General features: G+C 63.6%; 19 protein-coding genes. 10 read left to right on the top strand and 9 right to left on the bottom strand.

The genetic code is table 11. The features are described from left to right. The first annotated feature begins 89 nt into the window (after positions 1-89). Positions 90-1,265 carry a hypothetical protein gene (locus tag IRI77_RS22010; RefSeq protein WP_194447167.1) on the top strand — a complete coding sequence of 392 codons (1,176 nt, stop codon included), beginning with the start codon at positions 90-92 and terminating at the stop codon, positions 1,263-1,265. On the opposite strand, the gene IRI77_RS22005 is transcribed toward IRI77_RS22010, so the two are convergent. Beyond that, positions 1,231-3,435 (bottom strand): penicillin acylase family protein, encoded by a 2,205-nt coding sequence (locus tag IRI77_RS22005; protein WP_194447166.1) that lies wholly within the window; start codon positions 3,433-3,435, stop codon positions 1,231-1,233. The two genes, IRI77_RS22010 and IRI77_RS22005, sit on opposite strands and share 35 nt — an antisense overlap. Positions 3,436-3,487: 52 nt before the next feature. Between IRI77_RS22005 and IRI77_RS22000 the strand changes: the two genes are divergently transcribed. From IRI77_RS22000 to IRI77_RS21970, 7 genes are all read left to right on the top strand, one after another. Beyond that, positions 3,488-4,846 (top strand): hemolysin family protein, encoded by a 1,359-nt coding sequence (locus tag IRI77_RS22000; protein WP_194447165.1) that lies wholly within the window; start codon positions 3,488-3,490, stop codon positions 4,844-4,846. Between the two features lie 169 nt (positions 4,847-5,015). Next, positions 5,016-5,786 (top strand): hypothetical protein, encoded by a 771-nt coding sequence (locus IRI77_RS21995; RefSeq protein ID WP_194447164.1) that lies wholly within the window; start codon positions 5,016-5,018, stop codon positions 5,784-5,786. A gap of 15 nt (positions 5,787-5,801) precedes the next feature. After that, positions 5,802-6,851 (top strand): type III polyketide synthase, encoded by a 1,050-nt coding sequence (locus IRI77_RS21990; protein WP_194447163.1) that lies wholly within the window; start codon positions 5,802-5,804, stop codon positions 6,849-6,851. Between the two features lie 4 nt (positions 6,852-6,855). Beyond that, entirely contained in the window at positions 6,856-7,968 is a 1,113-nt protein-coding gene (locus IRI77_RS21985; RefSeq protein WP_194447162.1) for an NAD(P)/FAD-dependent oxidoreductase, read from the top strand. Positions 7,969-7,982: 14 nt separating this feature from the next. Next, positions 7,983-8,561, top strand: coding sequence for a YceI family protein (locus tag IRI77_RS21980; RefSeq protein WP_194447161.1), 579 nt, complete (start codon positions 7,983-7,985; stop codon positions 8,559-8,561). 1 nt (position 8,562) lies between these two features. Next, positions 8,563-8,835 carry an acyl carrier protein gene (locus tag IRI77_RS21975; protein WP_194447160.1) on the top strand — a complete coding sequence of 91 codons (273 nt, stop codon included), beginning with the start codon at positions 8,563-8,565 and terminating at the stop codon, positions 8,833-8,835. Then, a complete protein-coding gene (locus IRI77_RS21970; protein ID WP_194447159.1) occupies positions 8,832-10,025 on the top strand; it encodes a beta-ketoacyl-[acyl-carrier-protein] synthase family protein in 1,194 nt (397 codons plus the stop codon). Before IRI77_RS21975 ends, IRI77_RS21970 begins: the two co-directional genes overlap by 4 nt. 4 nt (positions 10,026-10,029) lie before the next feature. Here IRI77_RS21970 and IRI77_RS21965 read toward each other — a convergent pair whose 3' ends face one another. Further along, positions 10,030-10,353, bottom strand: coding sequence for a hypothetical protein (locus IRI77_RS21965; protein WP_194447158.1), 324 nt, complete (start codon positions 10,351-10,353; stop codon positions 10,030-10,032). Between the two features lie 99 nt (positions 10,354-10,452). Between IRI77_RS21965 and IRI77_RS21960 the strand changes: the two genes are divergently transcribed. Continuing rightward, a complete protein-coding gene (locus tag IRI77_RS21960; protein WP_194447157.1) occupies positions 10,453-10,686 on the top strand; it encodes a hypothetical protein in 234 nt (77 codons plus the stop codon). A 44-nt stretch (positions 10,687-10,730) separates the two neighbouring features. Beyond that, positions 10,731-11,237, top strand: a complete 507-nt coding sequence (locus IRI77_RS21955; protein ID WP_194447156.1) for a class I SAM-dependent methyltransferase — start codon at positions 10,731-10,733, stop codon at positions 11,235-11,237. Here IRI77_RS21955 and IRI77_RS21950 read toward each other — a convergent pair. From IRI77_RS21950 to IRI77_RS21920, 7 genes are all read right to left on the bottom strand, one after another. Beyond that, the gene (locus IRI77_RS21950) at positions 11,234-13,504 is read right to left on the bottom strand and encodes an SBBP repeat-containing protein (protein WP_194447155.1); all 2,271 of its coding nucleotides are present in this window, start codon (positions 13,502-13,504) and stop codon (positions 11,234-11,236) included. The two genes, IRI77_RS21955 and IRI77_RS21950, sit on opposite strands and share 4 nt — an antisense overlap. A 109-nt stretch (positions 13,505-13,613) precedes the next feature. Next, positions 13,614-16,934: a TonB-dependent receptor gene (locus IRI77_RS21945; RefSeq protein WP_194447154.1), complete on the bottom strand. Its 3,321-nt coding sequence runs from the start codon at positions 16,932-16,934 to the stop codon at positions 13,614-13,616. An 85-nt stretch (positions 16,935-17,019) separates the two neighbouring features. Continuing rightward, positions 17,020-17,517 (bottom strand): SixA phosphatase family protein, encoded by a 498-nt coding sequence (locus IRI77_RS21940; protein ID WP_194447153.1) that lies wholly within the window; start codon positions 17,515-17,517, stop codon positions 17,020-17,022. A 111-nt stretch (positions 17,518-17,628) separates the two neighbouring features. Beyond that, on the bottom strand, positions 17,629-20,133 hold the full coding sequence (locus tag IRI77_RS21935; RefSeq protein ID WP_194447152.1) for an ABC transporter permease: 2,505 nt from the start codon (positions 20,131-20,133) through the stop codon (positions 17,629-17,631). Between the two features lie 67 nt (positions 20,134-20,200). Then, positions 20,201-21,385 carry a mandelate racemase/muconate lactonizing enzyme family protein gene (locus IRI77_RS21930; protein ID WP_194447151.1) on the bottom strand — a complete coding sequence of 395 codons (1,185 nt, stop codon included), beginning with the start codon at positions 21,383-21,385 and terminating at the stop codon, positions 20,201-20,203. Next, positions 21,382-22,617 (bottom strand): MFS transporter, encoded by a 1,236-nt coding sequence (locus tag IRI77_RS21925; protein WP_194447150.1) that lies wholly within the window; start codon positions 22,615-22,617, stop codon positions 21,382-21,384. The genes IRI77_RS21930 and IRI77_RS21925 overlap by 4 nt, the downstream gene beginning before the upstream one ends. Before the next feature lie 17 nt (positions 22,618-22,634). Continuing rightward, a complete protein-coding gene (locus tag IRI77_RS21920; protein WP_194447149.1) occupies positions 22,635-23,546 on the bottom strand; it encodes a dihydrodipicolinate synthase family protein in 912 nt (303 codons plus the stop codon). Positions 23,547-23,579 lie beyond the last annotated feature (33 nt).

Raw genomic sequence — 23,579 nt, 5'->3', positions numbered from 1 at the left:
CCTTCCCGTGTTCGACCAGCGTTCCCGCTGACGAGGGGCACAGCGATGTAGTAGCCTAGCTGGCGGTGCCCTCCCGACTCAGCCCCCGCGTGTCATTTCTACTCCTCTGGCTGGTGGGTTGCGTGGTGACCATCCTGCACATCGAAGTCATGCCGGATACCTCGATGGGGCAGGGATTTGAGCCTCTGGCGGTGGCGAGGAGCCTGGCGGCCGGGCAGGGCTTTTCGAATCCCTATCAGGTTCTGCCCACCGGTCCCACCGCCCACTGCGCACCTCTCTATCCGTGGCTGGTCGCCGGCGGCATCCGGCTTTTCGGCAATGAAGTCCGTCTCACCATCCCCCTTGCGCTGTTCCATGTTTTCTTACATGGTCTGCAGTTCGCGCTGTTGCCTCTCGTTTCGCTGCGGCTGCTGGGGGACCGGAGGCCGGGGTATGTGGCAGCCGGACTGTTGGTGGTGCCTCTCTTCCCCCTGGCTGTTCAAATTGAGACCATCCTGCAAACCGTCACGATTCTGGTGTGCCTGCTGATCCCCATCGCGGCGTGGTCCGCCGTTCCGGCCGCTCTCCTGGGCGCACTGAGCCTGCATGTCAACCCCTCGGGCATCCTGCTGTTAGGAGGCTGGCTCTGGTGGAAGCGGCCCCCGCGCCGATGGGTAGCGATCTATTCCTTCACGCTAGTGGCGGCGTGTGTTCCGTGGACCATCCGCAACTACACAACCTTTGGGAAGATCTTCTTCCTGCGGGACAACCTTCCGTTGGAGTTGTACGTTTCCAACAATGACGAGAGTCAGGCATACACGTTCCAGAACTCATCGCTGCTGCGCTATCACCCGGATTTCAGCCTCAGCGAAGCGCAGGACGTCCAGCAGATGGGCGAGGCGGCGTATATGGCCGACCGGGGCCGCCGCGCTCGGGCATGGATCACATCGCATCCGCAACGGTTCCTCCAGCTTAGTGCGGCTCGTGCCTGGCTGTACTGGTTTCCCCGTATCATCAAGCGGCCCTGGCGGGGCGCCCTGCTTTCGATCATGACGATTCTTTCGCTGCCCGGCATGTACCTGTTGCGGCGACATCCGGTTTTCGTCACGGTCTTTATGGTCTATCCGTTGTTGTACTACTTCATCCAGGCCGACAGCCGCTACCGCCAGCCGTTCCTTTGGGCGACGCTGCTGGCGGCCGGCTTCGCGTTCTGTGCCGCGTTCAACCGCTGGCGCGGTGACGGCACGGCGGCTACGGCCGAAGCGTCAGGGTACCCGTTGCCTTGACGTTGCCGAACTCAAGAGGAAAGCTGCGCCCGGTATAGTAGTGCTCCCACTGATCCTTGTAGTGGCCGCTGAAGATATGCGCGCTCTCGCCCACGGTCAGGTTCATCTGGCTGGCGTCCCAGTTGCTGGTATCCGCGACAAAACGCAGGGACGGGCCAATGCGTTCGCTGGTGGCGTTGATGGTCGTTCCGAAGCCGTTCAGGGGCAATGGGCCGATGTTGAAGAAGGAATCCATGCCTGGTACGAGCGAGGCGATGGGATGCTTCAGCGTCAGCAGATTCAACGCGCCATAGCGCCATTTCGCGGTGTTGCGGCCCTGCATCCGTTTGCCTTCCTCGACAGCGTCGGCGAGCGAGGTGGCGAGCCATAGGTCGTAGTCGTTGAACCAGCCGGCGGGCCGTTGCCGCAGCAGTTTTTCCACTACGCTGTGGGCGATGTAAGGCTTGTAGTCGGCGCCCTCTTTCGGGGCGGCGCGATCGGCCATGGAGCGCCGCAGGTGCTGGTAGAGCAGGGAAGCGAGCACAGGCGCGGCTTTCTCGCGGTTCATCTGTCCATCCCAGTCGCGCAGCAGTTGCGCGCCCTCACGGGCCATGGGGTTCTGGTCGCCGCGCTTGTCCACCGCCTGCACCGCCTGGGTGGCCAGAAACTTGAGGCTGCTGGCATAGACGTCGGACTGGATGCGCAGCATCTCCTCGGGCTTCCATTTGGGCCTGGACAGGAGGCGGGCTTCGATCTGGCGGGCCCGATGGGTGGAGGCGAAGAAGCCGCTCACCTGGTAGGGGGTGTCCGGGGGGAAGCCGTTCTGATTGGCGCTCACCAGAATGCCGGATTTCGGGTTGTAGTAAGACGGAAGCTCGTCAAACGGAACGAAGCCGTCCCATTCCTGGGCTCCGCCGGCACCGTCTAGGGGTACGTCGCCTCGGAAGCCCTTCCGCAGCGGCAGGCGGCCGGCGACCTGCCAGCCGATATTCCCGTCCACATCGGCATACAGCACGTTGATATTGGGTCCGGTGAGCCGGCTGAGGGCGGAGCGGAACTCGGTCCAGTTCCGGGCGCGATTGAGGTCGATCATCGGGAACTCGAACGGGTTGTTGGCAGCGGCGGCCCAGCGCAGGGCCATATGGACATCGCCTTCGGAGTGGAAGATGGGGCCGTGCAGGGTGGTGTAGATCACCACTTCGGCGGGTTTGTCGCCTTTGACGGCGATGAGCTCCACTTCGCGGTGCGCCTGCCCGGTTTGGCCCTTGTAGGAGAAGGCTCCGGTGCGCAGGTCGATGTTCTCGATATAGAGGTCCTGGTTGTCGAACTGGAGCGCGGTGATGCCCCAGGCGATACGCTCGTTGTGCCCGATGACGACTGCCGGGACGCCGGGCAGGGAAGCGCCCGTGACGTTGAGCCCCGGCGCCTGCAGTTGGATCTCATACCAGGTGGACGGCATGCTCCATTCCAGGTGGGGGTCGTTGGCCAGGACCGGCTTGCCGGTGGTGGTATGAGCTCCGGAGATCGCCCAGGCATTGGAGCCGGGCATGGGTTCGTCGCCAACGCGTTCCGGGAAGAGGAAGTTCACCTTATCGCGATCACCGTGGGCCAGCATGCGGGCCTTGAGCGCTTCCTGCTCCCAGTTGCCGCTCAGGGTGCGGTGCATCTGCAGGGCGCAGAGCAGCGTGTCGGAGATGAGCCAGGGGCGCGGCTGATAGCCCAGGACCGTGAACTCCGGAGACCATTTTCCACGGTTCGTTTCGATGTAATGATTGACGCCGCGGGCGTAGGCGGCCAGCAGGGCGCGATCCTTGGCCGGCAGATTCTTGAGCCACAATTGGGAGACCTGGCGCATGCGCAGCCTGCGCGCCTTGCGGTCGAGTTCCAGGCCGGATTTCCCGATGATTTCGCTGAGTTCACCCGCGGCCAGGCGGCGCAGGGTGTCCATCTGCCAGAGCCGGTCCTGGGCGGTGGCGAACCCCTGGGCGAAGAGCACGTCGTCGATATTCTCCGCGAAGATATGAGGGATGCCGAGGCTGTCGCGTACGATGCGGACCGGCTTGGCGGTGGGCGCCGGAATTTCACCGGAAGTCTGGGTGGTGGGCCGCCAGACAAACCAGTACACGCCTATCAGTCCTGCCAAAACAAGCAGGAGGATGAGGGCATTCACGGCACGCAGGATTCGCGACATCTCTACAATGGTACCCATAGGGCCACCGCGGCGAGCGAACCCCCGCTAAATCATGGAAGAACAATCAGCAAGCTACGGCTACCGCCTGCTCTTGATGTTCATCATCATCGGCGTGAACGGCTTCTTTGCGGCCGCTGAAACGGCGCTTGTTTCCGTGCGGCCGTCGCGGCTCAGGCAAATGGCGGATCAGGGCGTGGTGGGTGCGCACGCGGCCATGTCCCTGCTGGCGAACCCTGAGCGGCTGCTGTCGGTCAGCCAGGTGGGACTGACGCTGGCCAGCCTGGCGCTGGGATGGCTGGGCGAGGCTACGCTCGACGGCATGCTGCTGACGATGTTCGCGGCTGTGCGCACGCCGGCTACCGAAGCCGTGATCCGCATCGTGAGCCTGGTGTGCGCGTTCGCGATCATGACCTTCACGCACGTGGTTTTCGGTGAAGTCGTGCCGAAAAACGTGGCCATTGACAAGTCGGACCGTCTGGCGATCATCGTGGCCCCCGTCCTGCTGGTGTTCTACAAACTCGTCGAGCCATTTGTCTGGGTGATCGAGCGCGCCTCGGGTATCTTCTCCCGCCTGATCGGCGTGCATGGGCACCAGCACGGAGCGCACTCGCCGGAAGAGCTGAAGTTCGTGGTGGCGGCCAGCCACTCGGCCGGCCAGTTGACTGAGTTTGAGCGCGAGGCGATCAGCCGGATCATCGACCTGCAGGAGTTTAGCGTGCGGCAGGTGATGGTGCCGCGCAACCAGATGGTGACCGTGGAGATGGACGCGGACATCGACGAGGTGCTCCAGCTCATGAGCGGTAGCCGGTATTCGCGGCTGCCTGTCTGCCAGAAGTCGCTGGAGAATCCGATTGGCTTCGTCCATGTGAAGGACGTGTTGGATTTCTGGGCTCAGCGCCGCCAATCGAACTCCCGGCGGAGAGCGGTGGAGCCGTTCAAGCTGAGCCGGATTGTTCGCAAAGCCCCGATTGTGCCCGAGTCGCGCGCCCTGCACCTGGTGCTCGACGACCTGCGTGAGAAGCATGCGCACGTGGCCCTGGTGGTGGACGAGTTCGGCACCGTCAGCGGGTTGGTTTCCATCGAAGACGTGTTTGAGCAGATCTTCGGCGAGATTGAGGACGAGTTCGATCTTCAGACGGCGACGCCCGTGCCGGAAGACACCGAGGACTTCGAGATTGACGGAGCCACCAGCCTGCGGGATCTGGAGACCCAGTACGGCGTGCTGCTGCCGCCCGGCGATTCCTATGAAACCGTGGCGGGCTACCTGCTGTTCCGGTTAGGCCGCATTCCCAGTGCGGGGGACTTCGTCGAGTACGATGGACGGCGATTCACCGTGGCGCGGATGGACTTCAACCGCGTGGCCAGAATTCAGATCGATCGATTGGGTACAGAAAAGCCCCCCGCTGCGTAACCGATGTAACGTGCCGTGCATCCGAAGTAATGCTGGGTGTTGAGCGACCACCCCAAAAGAGGTACACCTCCTTTTGGAATAAGATCGCTGGGGCTGCGCATCTGATAAGTAGTACCGATCTGTGTCATCCTTCGCCAACTTATTAATTGCCACTGTGGTGGCTGCCGTCATGCCGGTTACTGCCCAGCAGACTCAGGGTTTAGACCTTGGCTACCAGCAGATGTACAACCTTGAGTTCGATGCGGCTCACAAGACATTTGCTGAATGGATGCGGCAACATCCCGAGGATCCATTGGGCCCGGTGTCGAACGCCGCCGCTTACCTGTTTTCGGAATTTGACCGGCTGCATATTCTGCAGTCGGAATTTTTCCTGCATGACGATAATTTCCGGACCAGCCAGAAGCTGAAACCGGATGCCGCGGCGCAGCAGGCGTTCCAGCGGGAACTGGCGCGTACGCAAGAATTGGCGGGGCGGATTGTGGCGCGGTCGCCCGGCGATTCGAACGCCGTCTTCGCCCAGGTGCTGGCGCTGGGCCTGCAATCCGACTACGACGCCCTGATCGAGAAGCGCTACCTGAGTTCCCTAAACGCCACCAAGGACAGCCGGTTGCTGGCCGAGAAGTTGCTGCGGGCCGATCCGAACTTCGCCGATGCCTGGCTGGCGATTGGGGTCGAGAATTATTTGCTGAGCCTGAAGCCGCTGCCGGTGCGCTGGTTTCTACAGTGGAACGGCAATGCAACCAATAAGGAATTGGGTTTGGAGAAGCTGAAGATCACGGCGGAGAAGGGCCGTTTCCTGCAGCCGTTCGCCCGCCTGCTGTTGGCCGTTGCCGCGCTTCGCGATAAGAACCGGGAACTGGCGCGGACACTTTTGCAGTCGCTGTCGCGGCAGTTTCCCCACAACCATCTCTATGCTGAAGAACTTGCCCGCCTCCGTTGAAAGTAGACTTCTCCAATGATCATTGCCAGCGCGGCCAGCGCTCTACCCAAACACAAGTACGACCAGAGGGTGCTGCTCGCCGCCCTGAAGCAGTTCTGGGGACCAAAGCTGGACAACCCCCAGTTCATGGAGCGGCTTCACAACCGCGTGGGCGTGGAGACTCGTCATCTGGCGCTGCCGATGGAGCAGTATTACGGGATCAAGACGTGGGGCCAGGCGAATAACCACTGGATCGACGTGGCCGTGGACCTGAGTGAAGAGGCCCTGACCCTGGCGCTGGAGCGGGCCGGGCTCGACAAGTCGGCGCTGGGGGCGATCTATTTCGTTTCGGTGACGGGCATCGCCAGCCCCTCGGTGGACGCCCGGCTGATGAACCGGATGAGCCTGCCGGTCCACATCAAGCGGATTCCCATATTTGGACTGGGCTGCGTCGCCGGTGCGGCTGGAGTGGCCCGGGCGGCGGACTATGTGAAGGCGTACCCGAAGCAGGTGGCGGCCGTGATTGCCGTGGAGTTGTGTTCGCTCACGCTGCAGCACGAGGATCTCTCCATCGCCAACCTGATCTCCTCGGGATTGTTCGGAGACGGCGCGGGTATTGCCTTGGTGGCCGGGGCCGAAGTTCCCGTGAGTGGACCGAAGATCCTGGCGACACGGTCGGTCTTCTATCCCAATACGGAGCATGTGATGGGTTGGGACATCTCGGAGAAGGGCTTCCAGATCGTGCTCTCGCGGGAAGTCCCCGAGGTGGTGGAGCAGAATCTGGCGGGGGACGTGGACGCGTTCCTGAGCACGGAGGGCCTGACCCGGGCCGATATCGGGAGTTGGGTGCTGCACACCGGCGGACCCCGCGTGCTGGAGGCAACGAGCACTGCCCTGCAATTGCCGCCGGATGCGCTGGACGCGTCCTGGGCGTGCTTGAAGCGGACGGGCAATCTCTCTTCCGCGTCCGTGTTGCTGGTGCTGGAAGAGGTAATGATGAACCGCCGTCCGCAGCCGGGTACGTACAGCCTGATGGCGGCGATGGGCCCGGCGTTCTGCTCCGAGCTGATATTGCTGCGCTGGTGAAAGTATGGATCTACCTACTGAAACTGATGTGTTCATTGCCGGGGGCGGTCCGGCGGGCCTGGTGGCGGCCATCGCCGCGCGGCAGAAGGGATTCCGTGTCGTGGTCGCCGATAGCGCTCATAGCGCCATCGACAAGGCCTGCGGCGAAGGCCTGATGCCGGATGCCGTGGCGGCGCTCAGCAGTTTGGGCGTGTCGATAGCCCCCGGCGAGTACGTGCCCTTTCGCGGCATCCGCTTTAGCGGCCATGGGCGTTCCGTAGCCGCTACCTTCCCGGCCGGAGTTGGCTACGGTGTCCGCCGCACGACACTGCATCGCATCCTGGCCGCGAAAGCGGAAGAGGCCGGGGTCACCCTGCTGTGGGATTCGCCCGTGTTGGGCCTGGACGGGCAGCGGGTGCTGCTGCGCAATCACTCCCTGACAGCGCGGTTTATCGTGGGGGCTGACGGTGCGGGCTCCGCCGTACGCCGCTGGGCCGGCCTCGATTCGAGATTGAGGGACAGCCAGCGTTTCGGCTTCCGGCGGCACTTCCAGGTGGCTCCCTGGACGGATCATGTCGAGGTCCACTGGGCTTCGGGCTGCCAGATTTATGTCACACCAGTAGCGGCCGACCAGGTGAACGTCGCCCTGCTTTCCCGCAGTTCGGATCTGCGCCTGGACCAGGCGCTGCCGCTGTTTCCGGAACTGATGGAGAGGCTGCGCGGCGCGGCGCCGTCTTCGACGGAGCGGGGTTCCATCTCCGCTTCCCGCCGCCTGCGGCGGGTGTGCCACGGCCGCATTGCCCTCATCGGCGATGCTTCCGGCTCGGTGGATGCGGTCACCGGCGAGGGGCTGTCCCTGGCGTTCCAGCAGGCGCTGGCGCTGGCCGGAGCCATGGAGTTGGACGATCTGGGCTTGTATCAGAAGGCTCACAACCGCATCCGCCGCCGGCCGGCCCTGATGGCCGACCTGATGCTGCTGATGGACCAGCGCGACTCCCTGCGGCGCCGCGTGTTTTCCGCACTCTCGGCCCGGCCGAAGGTGTTTGCGGACATGCTCTCGATGCATGTCCACGGGTTCTCCCCCCGGGTGTTGGCGACCTCGGCCATCACCTTGGGTTGGAGTATGTTCACCGCCTGAGAAAGGCCACCACCATGCGTTACCTGCTCTCCCTGCCGCTGCTCGCGGCTGGCCTGATTCTTCCCCTCCACGCGGCCGACACCGTGCTGGTGTTCGATCCTCCGCAGACTCAGATCCACTGGACCCTGGATACGCTGGTGCACACCGTGCACGGTACGTTCCAGTTGCGCAGCGGCACGGTTCGCTTCGATCCGGCCACCGGGAACGCTTCGGGTGAGTTGATCGTCGATGCCCGCACCGGCGCCAGCGGGAACGACAGCCGGGACGGCAGAATGCACAAGAGCATCCTGGAGAGTGCGAAGTTTCCCGACGTGGTTTTCAAGCCGAAGCATGTGGACGGACAAGTGCCCGCACAGGGTTCGGCCACGCTGCAGGTGCATGGAAGTTTCCTGCTGCATGGCAGTGAGCACGAGGCGACACTGCCCATCCAGGTGAGTGTCGAACCCGGCCACATCGGCGCCGACTCCAAATTCTCGATCCCGTATGTTGCCTGGGGCCTGAAGAATCCAAGTACGTTTGTCCTTCGAGTGAACGAGAAAGTAGACTTAGAGATTCACGCGGCGGCTCGAATCGTGACAAATGGAGTTCAATAGAATGCAGGAAACTACCAGTCAGCGCGTCATCCGCGTCATTGCCGAGAACCAGCGCATCCCGGTCGATACCATTCAGGCTGAGAGCACGTTTCAGGAACTCAACATCGATTCCCTGGACGGACTCCATATCCTCTTTGCCCTGGAGGAGGAGTTCGACATCGATATCCCGGATGATGCCGGCAAGGAGTTCACCTCCATCCAGCAGGCCATCGCTGGCGTCGAGACGCTGTTGGCGCGCAAGCAGGCTGCTGCTTCCGCATCCGATCCGGCATGAGGCGCGTCGTCATCACCGGCGCGGGCGTGATCTCCGCGCTGGGGCCGGATCTCCCCTCGTTCTGGGCTTCGCTGGCGGAAGGCCGCAGCGGCATCGGCCCCATCAAGGCAGTCGACTGCACTCCGCTCCGCTTTTCGAACGGAGCCGAGGTGCAGGACTTCGATCCCTTCCTCCATTTCGATCCCAAGGCGGCCATGCAGTTGGACCGGACGGTGCAACTGGCGGGTGTCGCGGCCGCCGAGGCGCTCAAAATGTCGGGCCTGATTCTGGAACCCGCCCGCACCGCGGTGGTCACCGGTTGCTGCGTCGGCGGGAAAACGACGGAAGACGAAACCTACCGGCAACTCTACGAGGAAAAGAAGACCCGGTTTGACCCGCTGACGATTCCGAAGGTGATGGCCAACGGCGCGGCGAGCTATATCTCCATGCACCACGGCATCACCGGACCTGCGTACACGGTCTCGACGGCCTGCGCGTCGGCCGCCCACGCCATCGGCCAGGCGTTCTGGATGGTGCGGGCGGGCATGGTGGATGCGGCCCTGGCGGGCGGGCATGAGGCTCCGTTCTCACTGGGCATGCTGCGCGGCTGGGAAGCGATGCGAGTCGTGGCACCCGACACCTGCCGGCCCTTCACAGTGGACCGCAAGGGGCTGATTCTGGGTGAAGGCGCGGCCATCCTGGTGTTGGAACCGCTGGAGTCAGCCGTAGCCCGCGGCGCCCACATTCTGGCCGAGATCTGCGGCTTTGGCATGACCTCGGACGCTTCGCACATTACGATGCCCTCGGCCGAGGGTGCCGCCGCTGCCATGCGCGCCGCCCTGGCGGATGGCGGGCTGGCACCCGGGCAGATCGGCTACATCAATGCCCATGGCACGGGTACGCCGGCGAATGATGCGACGGAGACGAAGGCGATTCGCGCGGTCTTTGCGGAACCGCCCGTGGTGAGCTCGACTAAGTCGATGCACGGCCATACATTGGGGGCCGCGGGCGCTTTGGAAGCCGCCGCGGCGATGATGGCTTTTGAGCGTGATCTGCTGCCCCCGACGGTGAACTTCACGCAGCCGGATCCGGCGTGCGATCTGGACGTGATTCCCAACCAGGCGCGGGCTGCGCGGGTCGAAGCGGTGCTCTCCAACTCATTTGCTTTCGGCGGTTTGAACGCGGTGCTGGCCTTCCGCAGGGCCGGTTGAGGGGTTAGGCGTCCGGGCGTTTTTCGCGGTGGACGATCACGGCGTCCAGCGTCCTGTCGGGTGCCTTTTTCGCTTCCACCGAAACATACTCCCCTGGCTGGAGGTCGGTCGCTTTAATGCGCTTCTTGCCGTCGAGAAACTCCGTCTTGCGGGTGCAGGTGAACTGCATCGTGTTCCCGTCATCCGATTCAATGGAAAGGACTTTCCCGTCGCTGCCCTTCACCGTGCCCAGAAACGTGGGCATCGGCACGATGGACGGCTGGGACACCAGCGCCAGCTGGCAGCAGCAGAACAAAATGACAGCGAGCAGAATCGAAGGCGTACGCATGGCTCAATTTCATTCTCCGACATTGGTGCAAACCCGTCGACTGGTAAGTTTCTCTCAAACGGCCGCCTGGTTCTCCGATAAGAATTGCGAGACGGACAAATGGCAGACCTGAGCATCGCCCTGGCGGGCATCAACAATGGACTTGAACTGGCTGGGGCCACGGCGGCGCGTATTGCGAAGATGCCGACCGTGGCATCCGCGCCTACCGACACTGTCGACCTCAGCGCCGAGGCGGTAGCCATGATGCAGGCGAAGATTATGGTGGACGCCAACGTGCAGGTTGCCCAGAACTTCGACAACCTGAACCAGGCGATCCTCAGCATCCTCGCCTGACCGCCGGCCCGCTTCGTCCGCTACCATGGGAACGAACCCTCCCCATGGCCCTCCTCGAATCCAGAATGCGGCGTTTGCGCGCCCGCTACTTCCTCGACCGCATCCCCCTCGATGCCAAGGTTCTGGAGGTGGGTTGCGGCTCGGGTTGGGCCGGCGGCCATCTGCGGGCCAGGGGCGTTAAGCAATACACCGGCTTGGATTTACAGGGTCCGGCCGATGTCGTGGGCGATATCCTGGAGTGGCCCCGCCTGGGTCTGCAGCCGGGAGCCTTCGACGTGATTGTGGCCTTCGAAATCCTGGAGCACGTCGACTGCTTCGAGGCCTGCCGCCAGTTGCTGAAGCCTAAAGGACAGTTGATGCTCACCACGCCCGCGCCTGAGTGGGACTGGCTGCTGAAGATCCTGGAGAACGCGGGGGTCAATCAACGCCGTACGTCTCCGCATTCCCACCTTTTCGACGCCCGCCGAGTGCCGGGCTTCCGGGTTGCCGAGTACCGCCGCTTCGCCGGCCTGGCGCAGTGGGCTGTCCTGGAGAACTCTTCCCTCGACTAGTGGAGATTTTCGGTAATTAGCTCAACCGTGGCGGTGCCCGGTAAACCTGACGATCTGACCAGGATCAATCCACCACCAGGCCGCAAGGCCAGCCCCACCGGCCGGATCTGGCTGTCGCCCGGGAGGTAGGTGGAATAGGCGACATCCGACCCGTCGGCGCTCAAGCGTGTCAGGAACGCTGCTGCCTGTCCGCTCTCAATCGGGTTGCGCAGCGGAAGATCGGTCGATTTGGTGTAGCCGGCCACGATCACCTGCCCGTTCCCGTCGAGCGTGATGTTCGTCGCGGAGTCGTTCGACGAGCCGCCCAGCAGCGTGGAATAGACCACACCTCCCTCGGCGTCGAACTTGGCCACGAAACCATCCAGCTCAGGCGGGCCGAAGCGGACATCGCCCGGATAGACTCCGTAACTTGGGGGAGCATCGTGCTGGAACGCGTTGGGCGTCGTGTACATATCCGTCCAGCGAGTAGCCCCGCAGACGTAGTAGTTACCCTCTCCATCGATCACGCCGGACAGGATCTCGCCTGGTTGCAGGGTGGTGCTCCAGAGGAACGCTGAGCCATCCGCATTCAGCTTCCAAACCCGGGTACCGGCCGCGTAGGCATTGCCCTGCGAATCCACTGAGTTCGTCCACGCGCGGTCGATTCCTCCGTACCCCATAAAGGTGGAGTAGATCAACTTGTCCCCTTCCCGGGTGATTTTCGCCATGAAGCCATCATTGTGGGTGGGGCCCTGGGGCAGATATGGCCAGTCTGTGAAGTAGGGTTGAGCGGAGCCAGCAGTCGCATAGAAACTGCTGCCAGTCGTCCCGGCGAGATAGACGTCTTCGTTTGTATCCAGTGCTAGCGCGTTGATGACTCCGCCGGGTGCCCAGGTGGCATACTCCATCTGGCTGCCATCGGGCGAGAGCCTGAACAGGATGGTGGACCCAGGGGCCCCGCCGGTAAGACTCGTTGCATTCGGGATCACGTCGCCGGAACTGAACCCACCGACGATGGCCCGTCCCTGGCTGTCGACGGTGATGGCGGTGCCCGAACTCTGAAACAGAGCTCCGATGTAGGTGAAGTACTGCAGGCGGCCCGCCGGGTCGAGTTTTGCCACGAACGCGTCCCCAGTGCTGACATCCGGAAACCGGACCAGCAGTTTGCCGCTGGAAACAATGGTTGCGGTGCCCAGATAGGCCTTAATCTTCATCTGGGTGACGCTCCGGAAACCGTCCGTGCTGCGCAAGATGCCTTCGCTTCCGGTCACCGCAAACACTTCACCCGACTGTGTGTCCTGCAGGAACTGTCCCGGAGCCGTGCCGATCCCCAAGGCCCAGGTCGCACCGTTGTCCTCGCTGCGGTAAATACCTGGATCGGTGCCGAAGTCGTTGTAACCACTGACGTAGATCCGGCCGGCCCGCTTGCCATCCAGCAGAAAGGCCTGTGGTTGCGTCACCGGCCGACCCGGTACTTGTTGAAACGATCTTCCGCCGTCCGTACTCCTCACCAGGACGTTCCTCGATACAGGCCCCGCTTGCTCGGAGACCAGGGCACAGACGACTCCGCGTTGTAGCGGGTCGAAGGCTGCCTGGACGAGCGTAGTCGGCAGCTCGTGCCAGGTCTGGCCTCCATCCCGGGAGTCGTATGAATAGTAGCCATACGCCAGGACGTGGGCCGCATCAAACGGGTCAATCGCAAGACTGCTGACAACGGTCTTCAGATCGGGCGGCATCGCAGCGGCCAATGGCGACGCGGCGCTCCATGAGCGGCCGGAATCAGTACTGCGATAGATGCCCTGGGCGAACAGAACATACAAAACATCTGGCTGCGATGGGGAGAAGGCCAGGAATCGCGGACCAGCTCCGGGGGGCAATCCGCCATCGACCAAAGCCCAGGCGGCGCCGGAGTCTGTGGTCTTCCGCAGACCGTCCGGGGTCAATGCGTAAGCTTCACCATTCTGGCGCGGATCTCCTGTCACATCACTGGCATAGCCGCTCCGGGTGGGGTAACTCGGTTCGAACGAGCCGTCGCTGATCGAGTAGGCGTAGAGGTTCGAGCTGGATCGTTTCGCACGGTAGGCGCCCGGGGTGGCCAGGTTCGCCGACGTCGTGCTGCCGGTGAGGTAGATGTTGCCCAAGGCGTCCACTGCCATCGACTTCACTTGAGTTGCGCCGTCGCCGCTCAGCGCCGCCAGGCTCTCCAGGCGGGGCTGCGCGTTCAGGGCAAGGGTGAGCAGCGCAACAACGGCGAGGCACCCGCAACGTCTTGAAAAGGACGGATTCATCTCAATTCAAAGACTCGCGGGGCCGCGTAATCCCTACACCGCCGTCAAAAATGCTGTGTTGCGCGGTGCAACTGCCAAGCCGCACCGCGCACGGAGCCTGCGATGGCGGCTAGAAATCCGCCCGCAGCGACACCTGCATGTGCCTCGGATCCCCATTCAGGCTGCGGATCGTCCCGAAGGCCGCTGCCCCCACAGTGGCCGACGGTCCACCCAGGTTCACCTGGTTCAGGACGTTCGACGATTCGGCTCGGAACGTGAAGCGCGCCCGTTCATACACCCGGAAGCTCTTCTGGACCGCCAGATCCACCTGCATGAACGCCGGAGCCCGCAGGATGTTGATCCCCGAATTGCCCCAGGTATAGTCCGCCGGGCTGACAAACGCATCCGTGTTGAACCAGCGGTTGATCGAGCGCTGGCTGCCGCCCAACGTCGCCGGACCTTTGGTGACGATCAGGTTCGCGCGGCTGGAATCGACATCGTCGTTCATCGTTTGCGAGGAGTTCACTGAGAACGGCGCGCCGCCCTGCAATTGCACGATGGTAGCGGTCTGCCAGCCGCCCAGGATCTGCCTGGACAGCCTGTTCCAGTTGCTGGGGGTGGGCACGTTGTAGATGGCCGAACTCACCCAGTTGTAGCCGTAGTCGTTCGACAGCCGGCCGTGCCCGTAAGAGAAGTTGTACGGATCGATGCTGCCGTTGTCGCCAATGGAGTTCGACAGCGTGAGTGCCGTCGTGACGCTCAATCCGCGCCATTCCCGCTGCCGCAGGCTCACCTCCAACGCGTTGTAGCGCGCCGCGTTCATGAAGAAGATCCCGAACCCTTCGCCCAACAGCGGATAAGGCCGGCGGCTCTGCAGGTCGCCAGGCGCCGGAGTGGGATAGTTCACCCGCCACGACGTTGCGCCGCGGATGGAGTGGAAACCGCTGTAGCCCATCTCGACCACCGTCGATTTGGTCGGGCTGACCTGCAGGTTCATGTTGTACTTCTGCACATAAGGATCCTTGAACCGCGTATCGAACTGGGCCGGCCCGATGTTGATCGAGCCCAGCGTCTCGAAGATGTTCGCGGACGGGAAGCCTTCGTTGATGTCGATGGCCTTGATCGTGTCGCCGTTGCGCTGTACCTGGAAGCTGAACGGAGCCCCACTGGTGTTGTTCATGTTCAGCGCGTCCAGCACCGAGTAGTAGATGCCGTAGCCTCCGCGCAGCACCATTCTGCTGTTGATCGAGTAAGCGAAGCCGATGCGCGGCGACAGGTCGATGGAGGTGGACGTCGGCTGCACCTGGTCGCGCGGGCGGTACTCGTAGTTGCCCGGCAGCACGCCGTTCGCCAGACCGAGATTGGCGGCGACCCAGTCGCGCGTTGTGTCCGAGATGACAATCTTGCCGGTCCTGAGGTCGAAGTTGGTATTTAGATCCTTGGCCATGTTCCACTGCGGGAACCACTCGTAGCGCAGGCCCAGCGACAGGCTCAGCTTGCGCGTGATGCGCCAGTCGTCCTGGGCAAAGGCGGCCAAGCGGTTGTCGGTCATGCGCGTCTTGTCCAGGTAGTGGTACGTGGTGAGTGCTCCGGCCAGGCCCAGCAGGCCATCGGGCGTACCCGTGCGATTGGACTCGCGCTTGGCTCCGGCGTAGGGCACGGTCTGGTAGGCGTCGAAATTGAACTTCACGCCGCCTGGAGCCCAGCCGCCGCCGACATCGTTGCGGTGGTGGATATACTCCACGCCGAACTTGAACGCATGGCTACCCTTGTGCCAGCTCAGGTTGTCCATCAGCTGGACGGAGTTCTGCCAGACGAGATACGGCGTGGGCAGCGTCGTGAGCGGGCGCACCGCCTTCGTCGACGAGATGTTGCGCATCGATACGGTGGGATAGCCGGCCTGCACGACGGCGCCGGGAATCTTGTTCAGCTCCGCAATCACGGTCTGGTTGGAATTGAAGTTGCCGTCGGTGATGTAGTTCCAGCCGCCGCGCGCTTCGTTCACCACTGACGGCGAGAAGATGTGGGTATAAGTTGCGCCGGCATTCGTCCCATTCAATGTGGCATGGCCGCCAATCCAGCTCTCCGGCATGTAGCCGCTGCGGTCTTTCGTCAACCACTGTTTGGAGTAGCGCAGGGTCAGCGAATCCGACGCGGACAGGCTCACGTCCCCCTTCAGGTTCATCGAGTCGCGCTTGTCGTTATTGGTCAGGATCGCCAGGGAATTGCTGAGGACGGAAGGGTTCTGGTCCTTGTAGTTCGGTGTGGGGAAGATGCTGATCAGTTTCGAGCCGATTGGATTGATGCGGTTCTGGGGGATGACGTTGTTGGGGAACGCATCGCGGACGTAGCGGCCATTGGAAGGGTCCAGCCGCTGCGTCGCCGGGTCATAGATGCTGAAGCCGCTCTTTGAGAAGTCGCCGGCGCGCTCCAACGTCGTCGGCACGGTGTCGTACTCGATCGCGTTCTGCGGCTGGCGCAGCCCCTCATAGTTGCCGAAGAGGAAGATCTTGTCTTTCTTGACCGGGCCGCTCAGGCCGCCGCCGAAGAGATTGCGCCGCAGCGGTTGGCGGGCCGGATTCGTTCCGGAGAAGTCATAGGGGCGCGCGTCGAAAATGTCGTTGCGCAGATAGTCGTAGCCGAAGCCGTGCAACTGGTTGGTGCCGCTCTTCAGGGCCACATTGACGATGCCGCCGGCGGCGCGGCCGAACTCCGCCGCATAGCCGCTGGTCTGCACCGAGAACTCCTGGATGGCGTCGATGGGCGGCACGGCGTTCATGCCGCCGGTGAGCTCCAGATTGTTCGAGATGCCGTCGATCATGAAGTTATTGCTGTTGACGCCCAGCGGTCCCAGCGAGATGGCTTCGCCGCCGGAGAAGTCGCCGACACGGCCGCCGTTGAAGTGCGAAATGCTGGGCGTGAGGGACGCCAGCGTCAGCAGGTGGCGGCTCATCTGCGGCAGGCTCTCCAACTGCTGGCGGCTCACCACCGTGCTCACTTCCACCGTGTCGGTCTTGAGCAGTGGAGCATCGCCGGTCACGCTGACCGCCTGGCTGATCTCACCAACCTCCAGGCGCAGGTCCACTCGAGGCCGCGCTTTGATGGTGATCTCCACCCCCGGCGTCTGCACGCGGCGGAAGCCCTGCATCTCAGCCGAGACGGTGTACTGGCCCAGCGGCAGGTTGGTCACCACGTACTCGCCGCTCTCATTGGAAACGGTGGTTCTTCTCTGGTTGGTGGACACGTTGGTCACGGAGACCACCGCACCGGCCACGGGTGCGCCGGAGTTGTCGGTGATCGTCCCTAGAATGGTGCCCTCCGTCGCTTGGCCCAGCAGGCCGGTGAGGCAGAACAGGAGGATCGATAGCAATGCGGATAGAACTTCAAACGCAGCGCGGAACTTGGAGCGGTGCGGCGCGGTGGCGCCGGGATAGCGAGGTGGTCTGTGCATGGGTCCTTCCCAGGGGCGGGTCGATCGAAGGCCCCATGCTACGCGGCGCACATTGCCAACTGTGAACGGATTGTTGAAAATTCCGTTACTCCGGGCCGTATCGAAAGACCTGCACGGCGCACTTGCCGTCCGGCCAGCAAGTGACCGCCGTCATCCGGTCGACCTCGGAACTGCCGAGGGGAGGTATGGCGCCGCCACCCAACGCCTGTACGATCAAGGGCACCGTGGCCCGATGGCCCACCACGAGGGCGGACTTGCCGGGCGGCAGTTCCGCTTTGATCCGCCGCAGCAGGCCCGCAATGTCCTTGGCGGTGACGGTCTCTGTGTGCAGGCGGTGAGCTGAGGCGGTGTGGGCGGCCGTCTGCTGGGTCCGCACGGCTTCCGTCGCGAAGATGGCGCCCAGCGGCGCATCGGTCAACAGCCGCGCCAGCGCTTTGGCTCGCAATTGTCCGGTTTCACTGATGGGCGGATCCTCGTTGCCGGGTGCGCGGTCGGCATGGCGGACCACATAGATTGTGGTCTGGGCTGAAAGAACGGTGAAGAAGAAGAGGTGCGCAAGCGCCACCGGCAGGACACGGAGCATCCCCTATCCTGGAGTGCGGCGGTCAAAGCCGCATGACGCCCTGATGAAGGTCTCGTGATTTGCTGTCGCGGGCGGGCACGCCGCAATGGGGTGTCCGCCCGCAATCGGCCGCTACTCTTCGCGCAGTGCCGACATCGGTTCCAAGGCCGCGGCCCGCCGGGCCGGTCCGAATCCCGCGCACAGGCCCACCGTGGCCAGCAGCGCAATCGAAACCATGGTCGACACCGGATCCCAGGGCTGCAGGCCGTACAACATGCTGGCCGCTCCGCGCGCGGCCCATTGCGCCAGCAGTACGCCCACGACCAGCCCGGCCACCAGCAGCAGTCCGGTCTCCGTCAGCACCAGCCGGATTACCTTGCCCCGATCGGCGCCCAGGGCAATGCGCAGACCGATCTCATTGCGCCGCCGCGCCACCATGTACGCAATCACGCCGTACAAACCCAGTGTCGCCAGCAGGCCCGCCAGCAGCGCAAAAGCGCCCGAAAGCGTGGCCATCAGGCGGTCCCGCAACAGCGACTCTTCCAGTTGGGTCGAGAACGTCTTGAACTCGATTCCGATGGTCGGGTTGACCCCGGCGATGGCGCCCTTGACCCCGTTCATCAGCTCCAACGGTGATCCCTGCACCCGCAGCACCATCGACAGTCCAGGCCCCGGATCCTCATCCTGCGCCATCGGGAAGAATCCAATCGGCAGGAAATCCTCCCGCAGCTCGTAGTACTTGGTATTCTTCACGACGCCGACGATCTGAATCAGGTCTTCCTGCTTGCCTGCCGGCGCCTCCATGTGGAAGGTCCGGCCCACCACATTCGCCTTCCCAAAGAACTTCTTCGCGAACACTTCGTTGACCACTGCCACCTTGGGCCCGGACGTGTTGTCGCGCTCGTCGAACTCGCGGCCGGCCAACAACTGGGTACCCATCGTGTGGAAGTAGCCCGGACCGACACGGTTGAAGAACGACTGCTTGCCGCTCGACGCCGCCTGGGTGTTATCGGGCCCGATGTCGTTGTTCCACCCCGATCCGCTCATCGGGGTCATCATCACCTGCGCCGCCGCCTGCACGCCCGGCAGTACGGCGAGCTTGTCGGAAAGCTCCCTGTAGAGGGCAGGACGCCGCTCCTTCGGATACTGGCCGCGGCTGAAGTCCAGGTCCACGGTCATGATGCCTTCCGGTTTGTAACCGGAGTCCGTCGTCATCAGGTTGCGCAGGCTGCGCACAAACAGCAACGCCCCGGTGAGCAGCACCAGTGAGAACGCCACCTGGGTCACCACCAGGATGCGGCGCAGGCTAAAGCGCTCCGGCCCGGAGGTCACACTGCGTCCGCCAGAGCGGATCGCGGCTGAGGGCGGCATGTTGGTAGCCCGCAGTGCCGGAAGCAAGCCGAAGAGCAGGCACGTGCTGACCGCCAGCAGTGCGGTGAACCCCAAAACCCGCCAGTCCAACGTGAGATTCACGAACAAGGGGTTATCGGTGGTGCTGATGAACGTGATGAGGCCCCTGCTCAACAGTTGGGCCAGGCCCGCGCCCAGGGTTGCGCCCATGATCGCCAGCAGCAGGCTCTCCGCCAGCAATTGCCGCACCAGCCGGTTGCGGGAGGCGCCCAGGGCCAGCCTGACCGCCAGTTCCCGTTCCCGCACGCTGGCCCGTGCCAGCAGCAGGTTCGCCAGATTCGCACAGGCGATCAGCAATACCAGGCCCGTGGTTGCCATCAGCAGCCACAGCGGCTGCTCATATTGACGGCGCAGGTTCGAAACGCCCGTTCCGCCCTCCTGCGCATCCAATTTGTTCGCCAGGTACTTCTTAGCCGTCTGCGCTTTGTAGGTGGGCGAGATGGTGGCCTCCATCATGCCCGGCGACAACGCCTGCAGTTGGGCTCGCGCCTTCTCCACCGTCATGCCCGGCTTCAGCCGCCCCATCATCGACAGCCACCACGCGTGCCTGATCGGGATCCGCCCTTTGCCGTCGTCCGCCATCATGCGGTCGGCGCAAACCGGAATGGCCACGTCGTAACGCCGGCCCATTTCCACGCCAAAGAACTCGGGCTTGGTGATGCCGATCACCGGAACAGGCCGCCCGTTCAGGCTGATGTTCCGGCCCAGGGCGCTCTTGTCCCCGCCCAGCTCCCGCTGCCAGAATGCATAGCTGACCACCGCCCCCGGGTTCGGGCAGGCTTCTGTATCATCCGCGGTCGTGATGGTGCGGCCAATGAGTGGACTGACGCCCAGGACCCGGAAGAAATCGCCGCTGACGTACAGTCCTTCGGCCCACCGGGCCTCGCCGCCATCCGCCAGGTTGAAACGAGTGGCGCTCCAGGCCAGGACTCCGCTGAAGGACTGCTGATGCTTCTGCAAGTGCTCCCAGTGCGCGGAAGTCAGCCGCGCCGATCGCGTCGAGAACCAGCCGGAGCGCGCGGATCCCTTCGCAAATTCAACGGAAACCAGCTCCTCGGGCTTCTGCACGGGCAGCGTCTGTAGCCGGATCGCCGCAACCAGCTCAAAGATGGCCGTATTGGCGCCAATGCCCAAGGCCAGGGACGCGACCGCAACGAACGTAAAGCCCGGGCTCTTCTTCAGTTGCCGGAGGCCGTAGGAGATGTCCTGCGCGAAGGATTCAAACATGATTCACCTAGCCAGTAGTTACGACTAATCATGCTTCGCGTTCGGAAGATGTTACATTCCCGACCAATTACCACCGGATCGCTGCCCGCAGTTCGGCTTCCTTCACCTGAATCCCCAGTCCGGGCCCGGCCGGAACCTGCCAATGGGCATCCTCCACCCGTAGCGGCGACTCCAGGAACAGGTTCGCCATCCGGCAGACGGAAGGATTGAACTCCAGCAGCGGAGCATTTTCCAGCGCGGCTGCGAAGTGGATCGCCGCCGCAATCTGCGGACCCAGCGCAATGCTCACATGCGGCAGCACCGCGGCGTTCGCGCTCGCGGCCATGGCGGCAATCCGCAGGCCTTCCGTGATGCCCGTCCGGCCCAGGTCCGGCTGGACAAACCGCAGCGCATGGAGCAGCGGGGCGATCTCATTGCGTGTGCGGAAGCTCTCGCCTGCCGCCAGTGGTGTCTGGATCTCGTCGGCCAACCTGACGTGCGCCTCTGCCTCCTCCGGCATAAAGGGACATTCCAGCCAGACCGCGTTCCTCCGGTCCAACTGCCGTCCAAACGCCGCCGCGTTCGACTCCTCCAGGCGCCACAACGCGTCCACCGCCAGCTGAGCCGAAGCGCCCAACGCGTCGTGCAATTCGTCCAGCAGTTGGAACAACTCGCCCTCCGCCGCCTCGTGAAAGACCTTGAAGCAGCCGAAGCCCTGCGCCTGATAATCGAGGGCAAAGCGGCAACGGTCGGCAAATGAGCCCGAGGGCAGGCCGCTCAGATAGGCCGAAACCCTGGTCTTCGCCAGGGAACCGGCAATGATGCCCGACACGGGCTGCTGCCGCATCCGGCCGGCCAGGTCCCACAACGCCAGGTCCACACCGCTGATCGCGTCCAGCATGAAGCCGCCCGTCTGGCCGCGGACCCGCATGCTCCCATACAGGTTGTGCCAGGTCTTCTCAATATGCTCAGGCTCCGGCTGGAACTCCACGCCCACCAGCAGTGGCGCCAGCAGCCTGTCCACAATCGCGCACGCCACCTGCGGAGCCAGAGGCGCCTGCGCCTCGCCCCAACCGGTCAGCCCGTTGTCGAGCGTCACCTTCACCAGCGCCGTCTCGAAGTGCCGGGAGTAAATGGCGGGCACACTGGCCGACCACCGGTAGTCCGCCTCGCCGCTCTTCAGCACGGAGGGCGAGCCGGCCGTGCCCGTCGCCTCGTCCAGATCCCTCGCCAGGCGTACCGGGATTGCTTCCACGCTACGGATTCGTGTCATTCACGCCTCTTCTTCAGAAGTACACCCAACAGTAGCAGCGCCGCCGGGTGCAGGAAGCCCATGATGTAGAAGACGGACGTATAGGAGTAGCGTTCCACCAGGTGGCCGGTCAGGTTCGTGAACAACGCTCCGCCCAGCCCTGTGCCGAAGGCGATCAGCCCCGAAACCGACCCGACCAGCGCGCGTGGATACAGATCATTCGTCATCGTGGTCAGATTCGTTCGCCAGGCCATGTGCGCAAACAGCACGACGCAGATAAGTGCGATGGCGACCCCGGACGAAGGCGTAAGCGCTACTGCGATGCTCAACGGCATCGACAACGCGCAAGGCAGCATGACGGCCCTCCGTGCCCGTCCCGCCGCCCAGCCGCGTTGGATCAGGGCGCCGGAAACGAGCCCGCCCGCTACAGAACCAAGGTCGGCGCAAAGGTATGGCAGCCACGCCAGGACACCCATTTGGAGCAGCGTGAACCCGCGGTGCTCCACCAGGTACTTCGGCAGCCAGAACAGGTAGAACCACCAGACGGGATCGGACAGAAACCGCGCGCCCAGCAGAGCCCAGGTCTGTCGCAGCGCCAGCAGTTGCAGATACCCCTTCGCCTGCACGGGAGCCGCAGGAGCCGGAGCCTGAATCAGCGCCAGTTCCTCCGCCGTGATCCGCTTGTGCCGCTCCGGCAGTTCATACAGTGCCAGCCAGGCAATCAGCCATACGAACCCGGTGGCGCCAGTCGCCACGAAGGCAAAGCGCCAGCCATACTGCGTGGCCAGCCAGACGACAAGAGGCGGCGCCACCACCGCGCCGGCCGCTGCTCCCGCGTTGACCAGGCCATTCACCACCGCGCGGTCCTTCGCCGGAAACCACTCCGAGGCCACCTTGATCGAGGCCATGAAGCTGCCAGATTCGCCCATCCCCAAAAGGCAGCGGAAGGCCGAAAGCGAACCGGCGCCGGAGGCCAGCGCATGCGCCATGTTGCTGGCGGACCACCAGGCCATGAAGACCGCCATCGAGCGCCGCGTGCCCCAGCGGTCCACTACCCAGCCGTTGATCACATAGGTGATGGTGTATGCGTAGAGGAACCACTGGAGAATGCCCGCATACTGCATCGGCGACAGGTGCAGCTCGCGCGTGAGAATCGGTGCGACGACGGAGAGCGCCTGCCTGTCGATGTAATTGATCATCGAGGCGGCGAACAGCAGCGCGGCAATGTACCAACGCAAATGCCGGATGCGCATGGCGAGGTGCCGCCGGGTCAGGCGTCCACGGTCGTTTGCGGGTCAGCGGTCACCCATTCCCGCAGGAATTCCAGCTCCCCCAGGCTTTCGCGTGTGAGGGACGAAGTGGGATGCCGGACAAACGCGCTGGCAATCACCCCCCGCGCCACCAGATTGTGTTTCATTGCGGAGACGCCCAGTCCGGGCTGCAGTTCAAACCGGATCAGGGGCAGCGCCTGGGTGAACACGCGCCAGGCTTCACGCAGGTGGCCGCTCTCCACGGCATTCCAGATGGCGACGAACTGCGCCGTCAGGTCGCTGCCCGGCATCACGCCGCGCGCGCCGCGCTGCATCTCCTCGATCATGAACAGCCCGTTCAAGCCGCCGAAGACCGTTATGGCTCCGCCGCTTGCCTTCACCACCGACGTGGTCTTGGTCGCGGTCGGCGGCGCCTCCACTTTGGCGTAGCAGACATTCGGCGTCTCGTTCACCATGCGCGCCAGCAGCGGAGGCGGCATCGCCACCTGCGTCATCAGCGGCGCATCCTGCACCATCACCGGGATCTTCACCGCCCGGCCGACCTCGCCGTAGTAATGCAGCAGCCCTTCGCCGTCGGTCTTCATCAGGTAGGGCGGCAGCACCATCAGGCCCGCCGCGCCCATGTCCTCGGCCTGCCTGCCTAGTTCGACCGCCGCCGCCGTGCCCGTGTGGCCGGAACTGACGACAAGCGGCACCCGGCCGTCCACTTCCCGCACCACGGCTTGCAGGATCTCGCGGCGCTCAGCGGCCGTCAGCGTGTAGCCTTCACTGGCATTGCCGAAAAGCCCGAACCCGTGTGCGCCCGCGGCCAGCAGATGGCGCACCAGGCGAAGTTGGCTTTCCATGTCCAATGACCCATCGTCACGAAACGTGGTGGCGAGAATCGGGAAGACTCCGGCAAGCTGCGGCATGCGTGCATTTTACATCGGCGCGTCTGAGTGCCG

It is taken from the genome of Paludibaculum fermentans, from assembly GCF_015277775.1.
GTDB lineage: Bacteria > Acidobacteriota > Terriglobia > Bryobacterales > Bryobacteraceae > Paludibaculum > Paludibaculum fermentans.
This window is presented reverse-complemented; position numbering and strand designations above follow the sequence as displayed.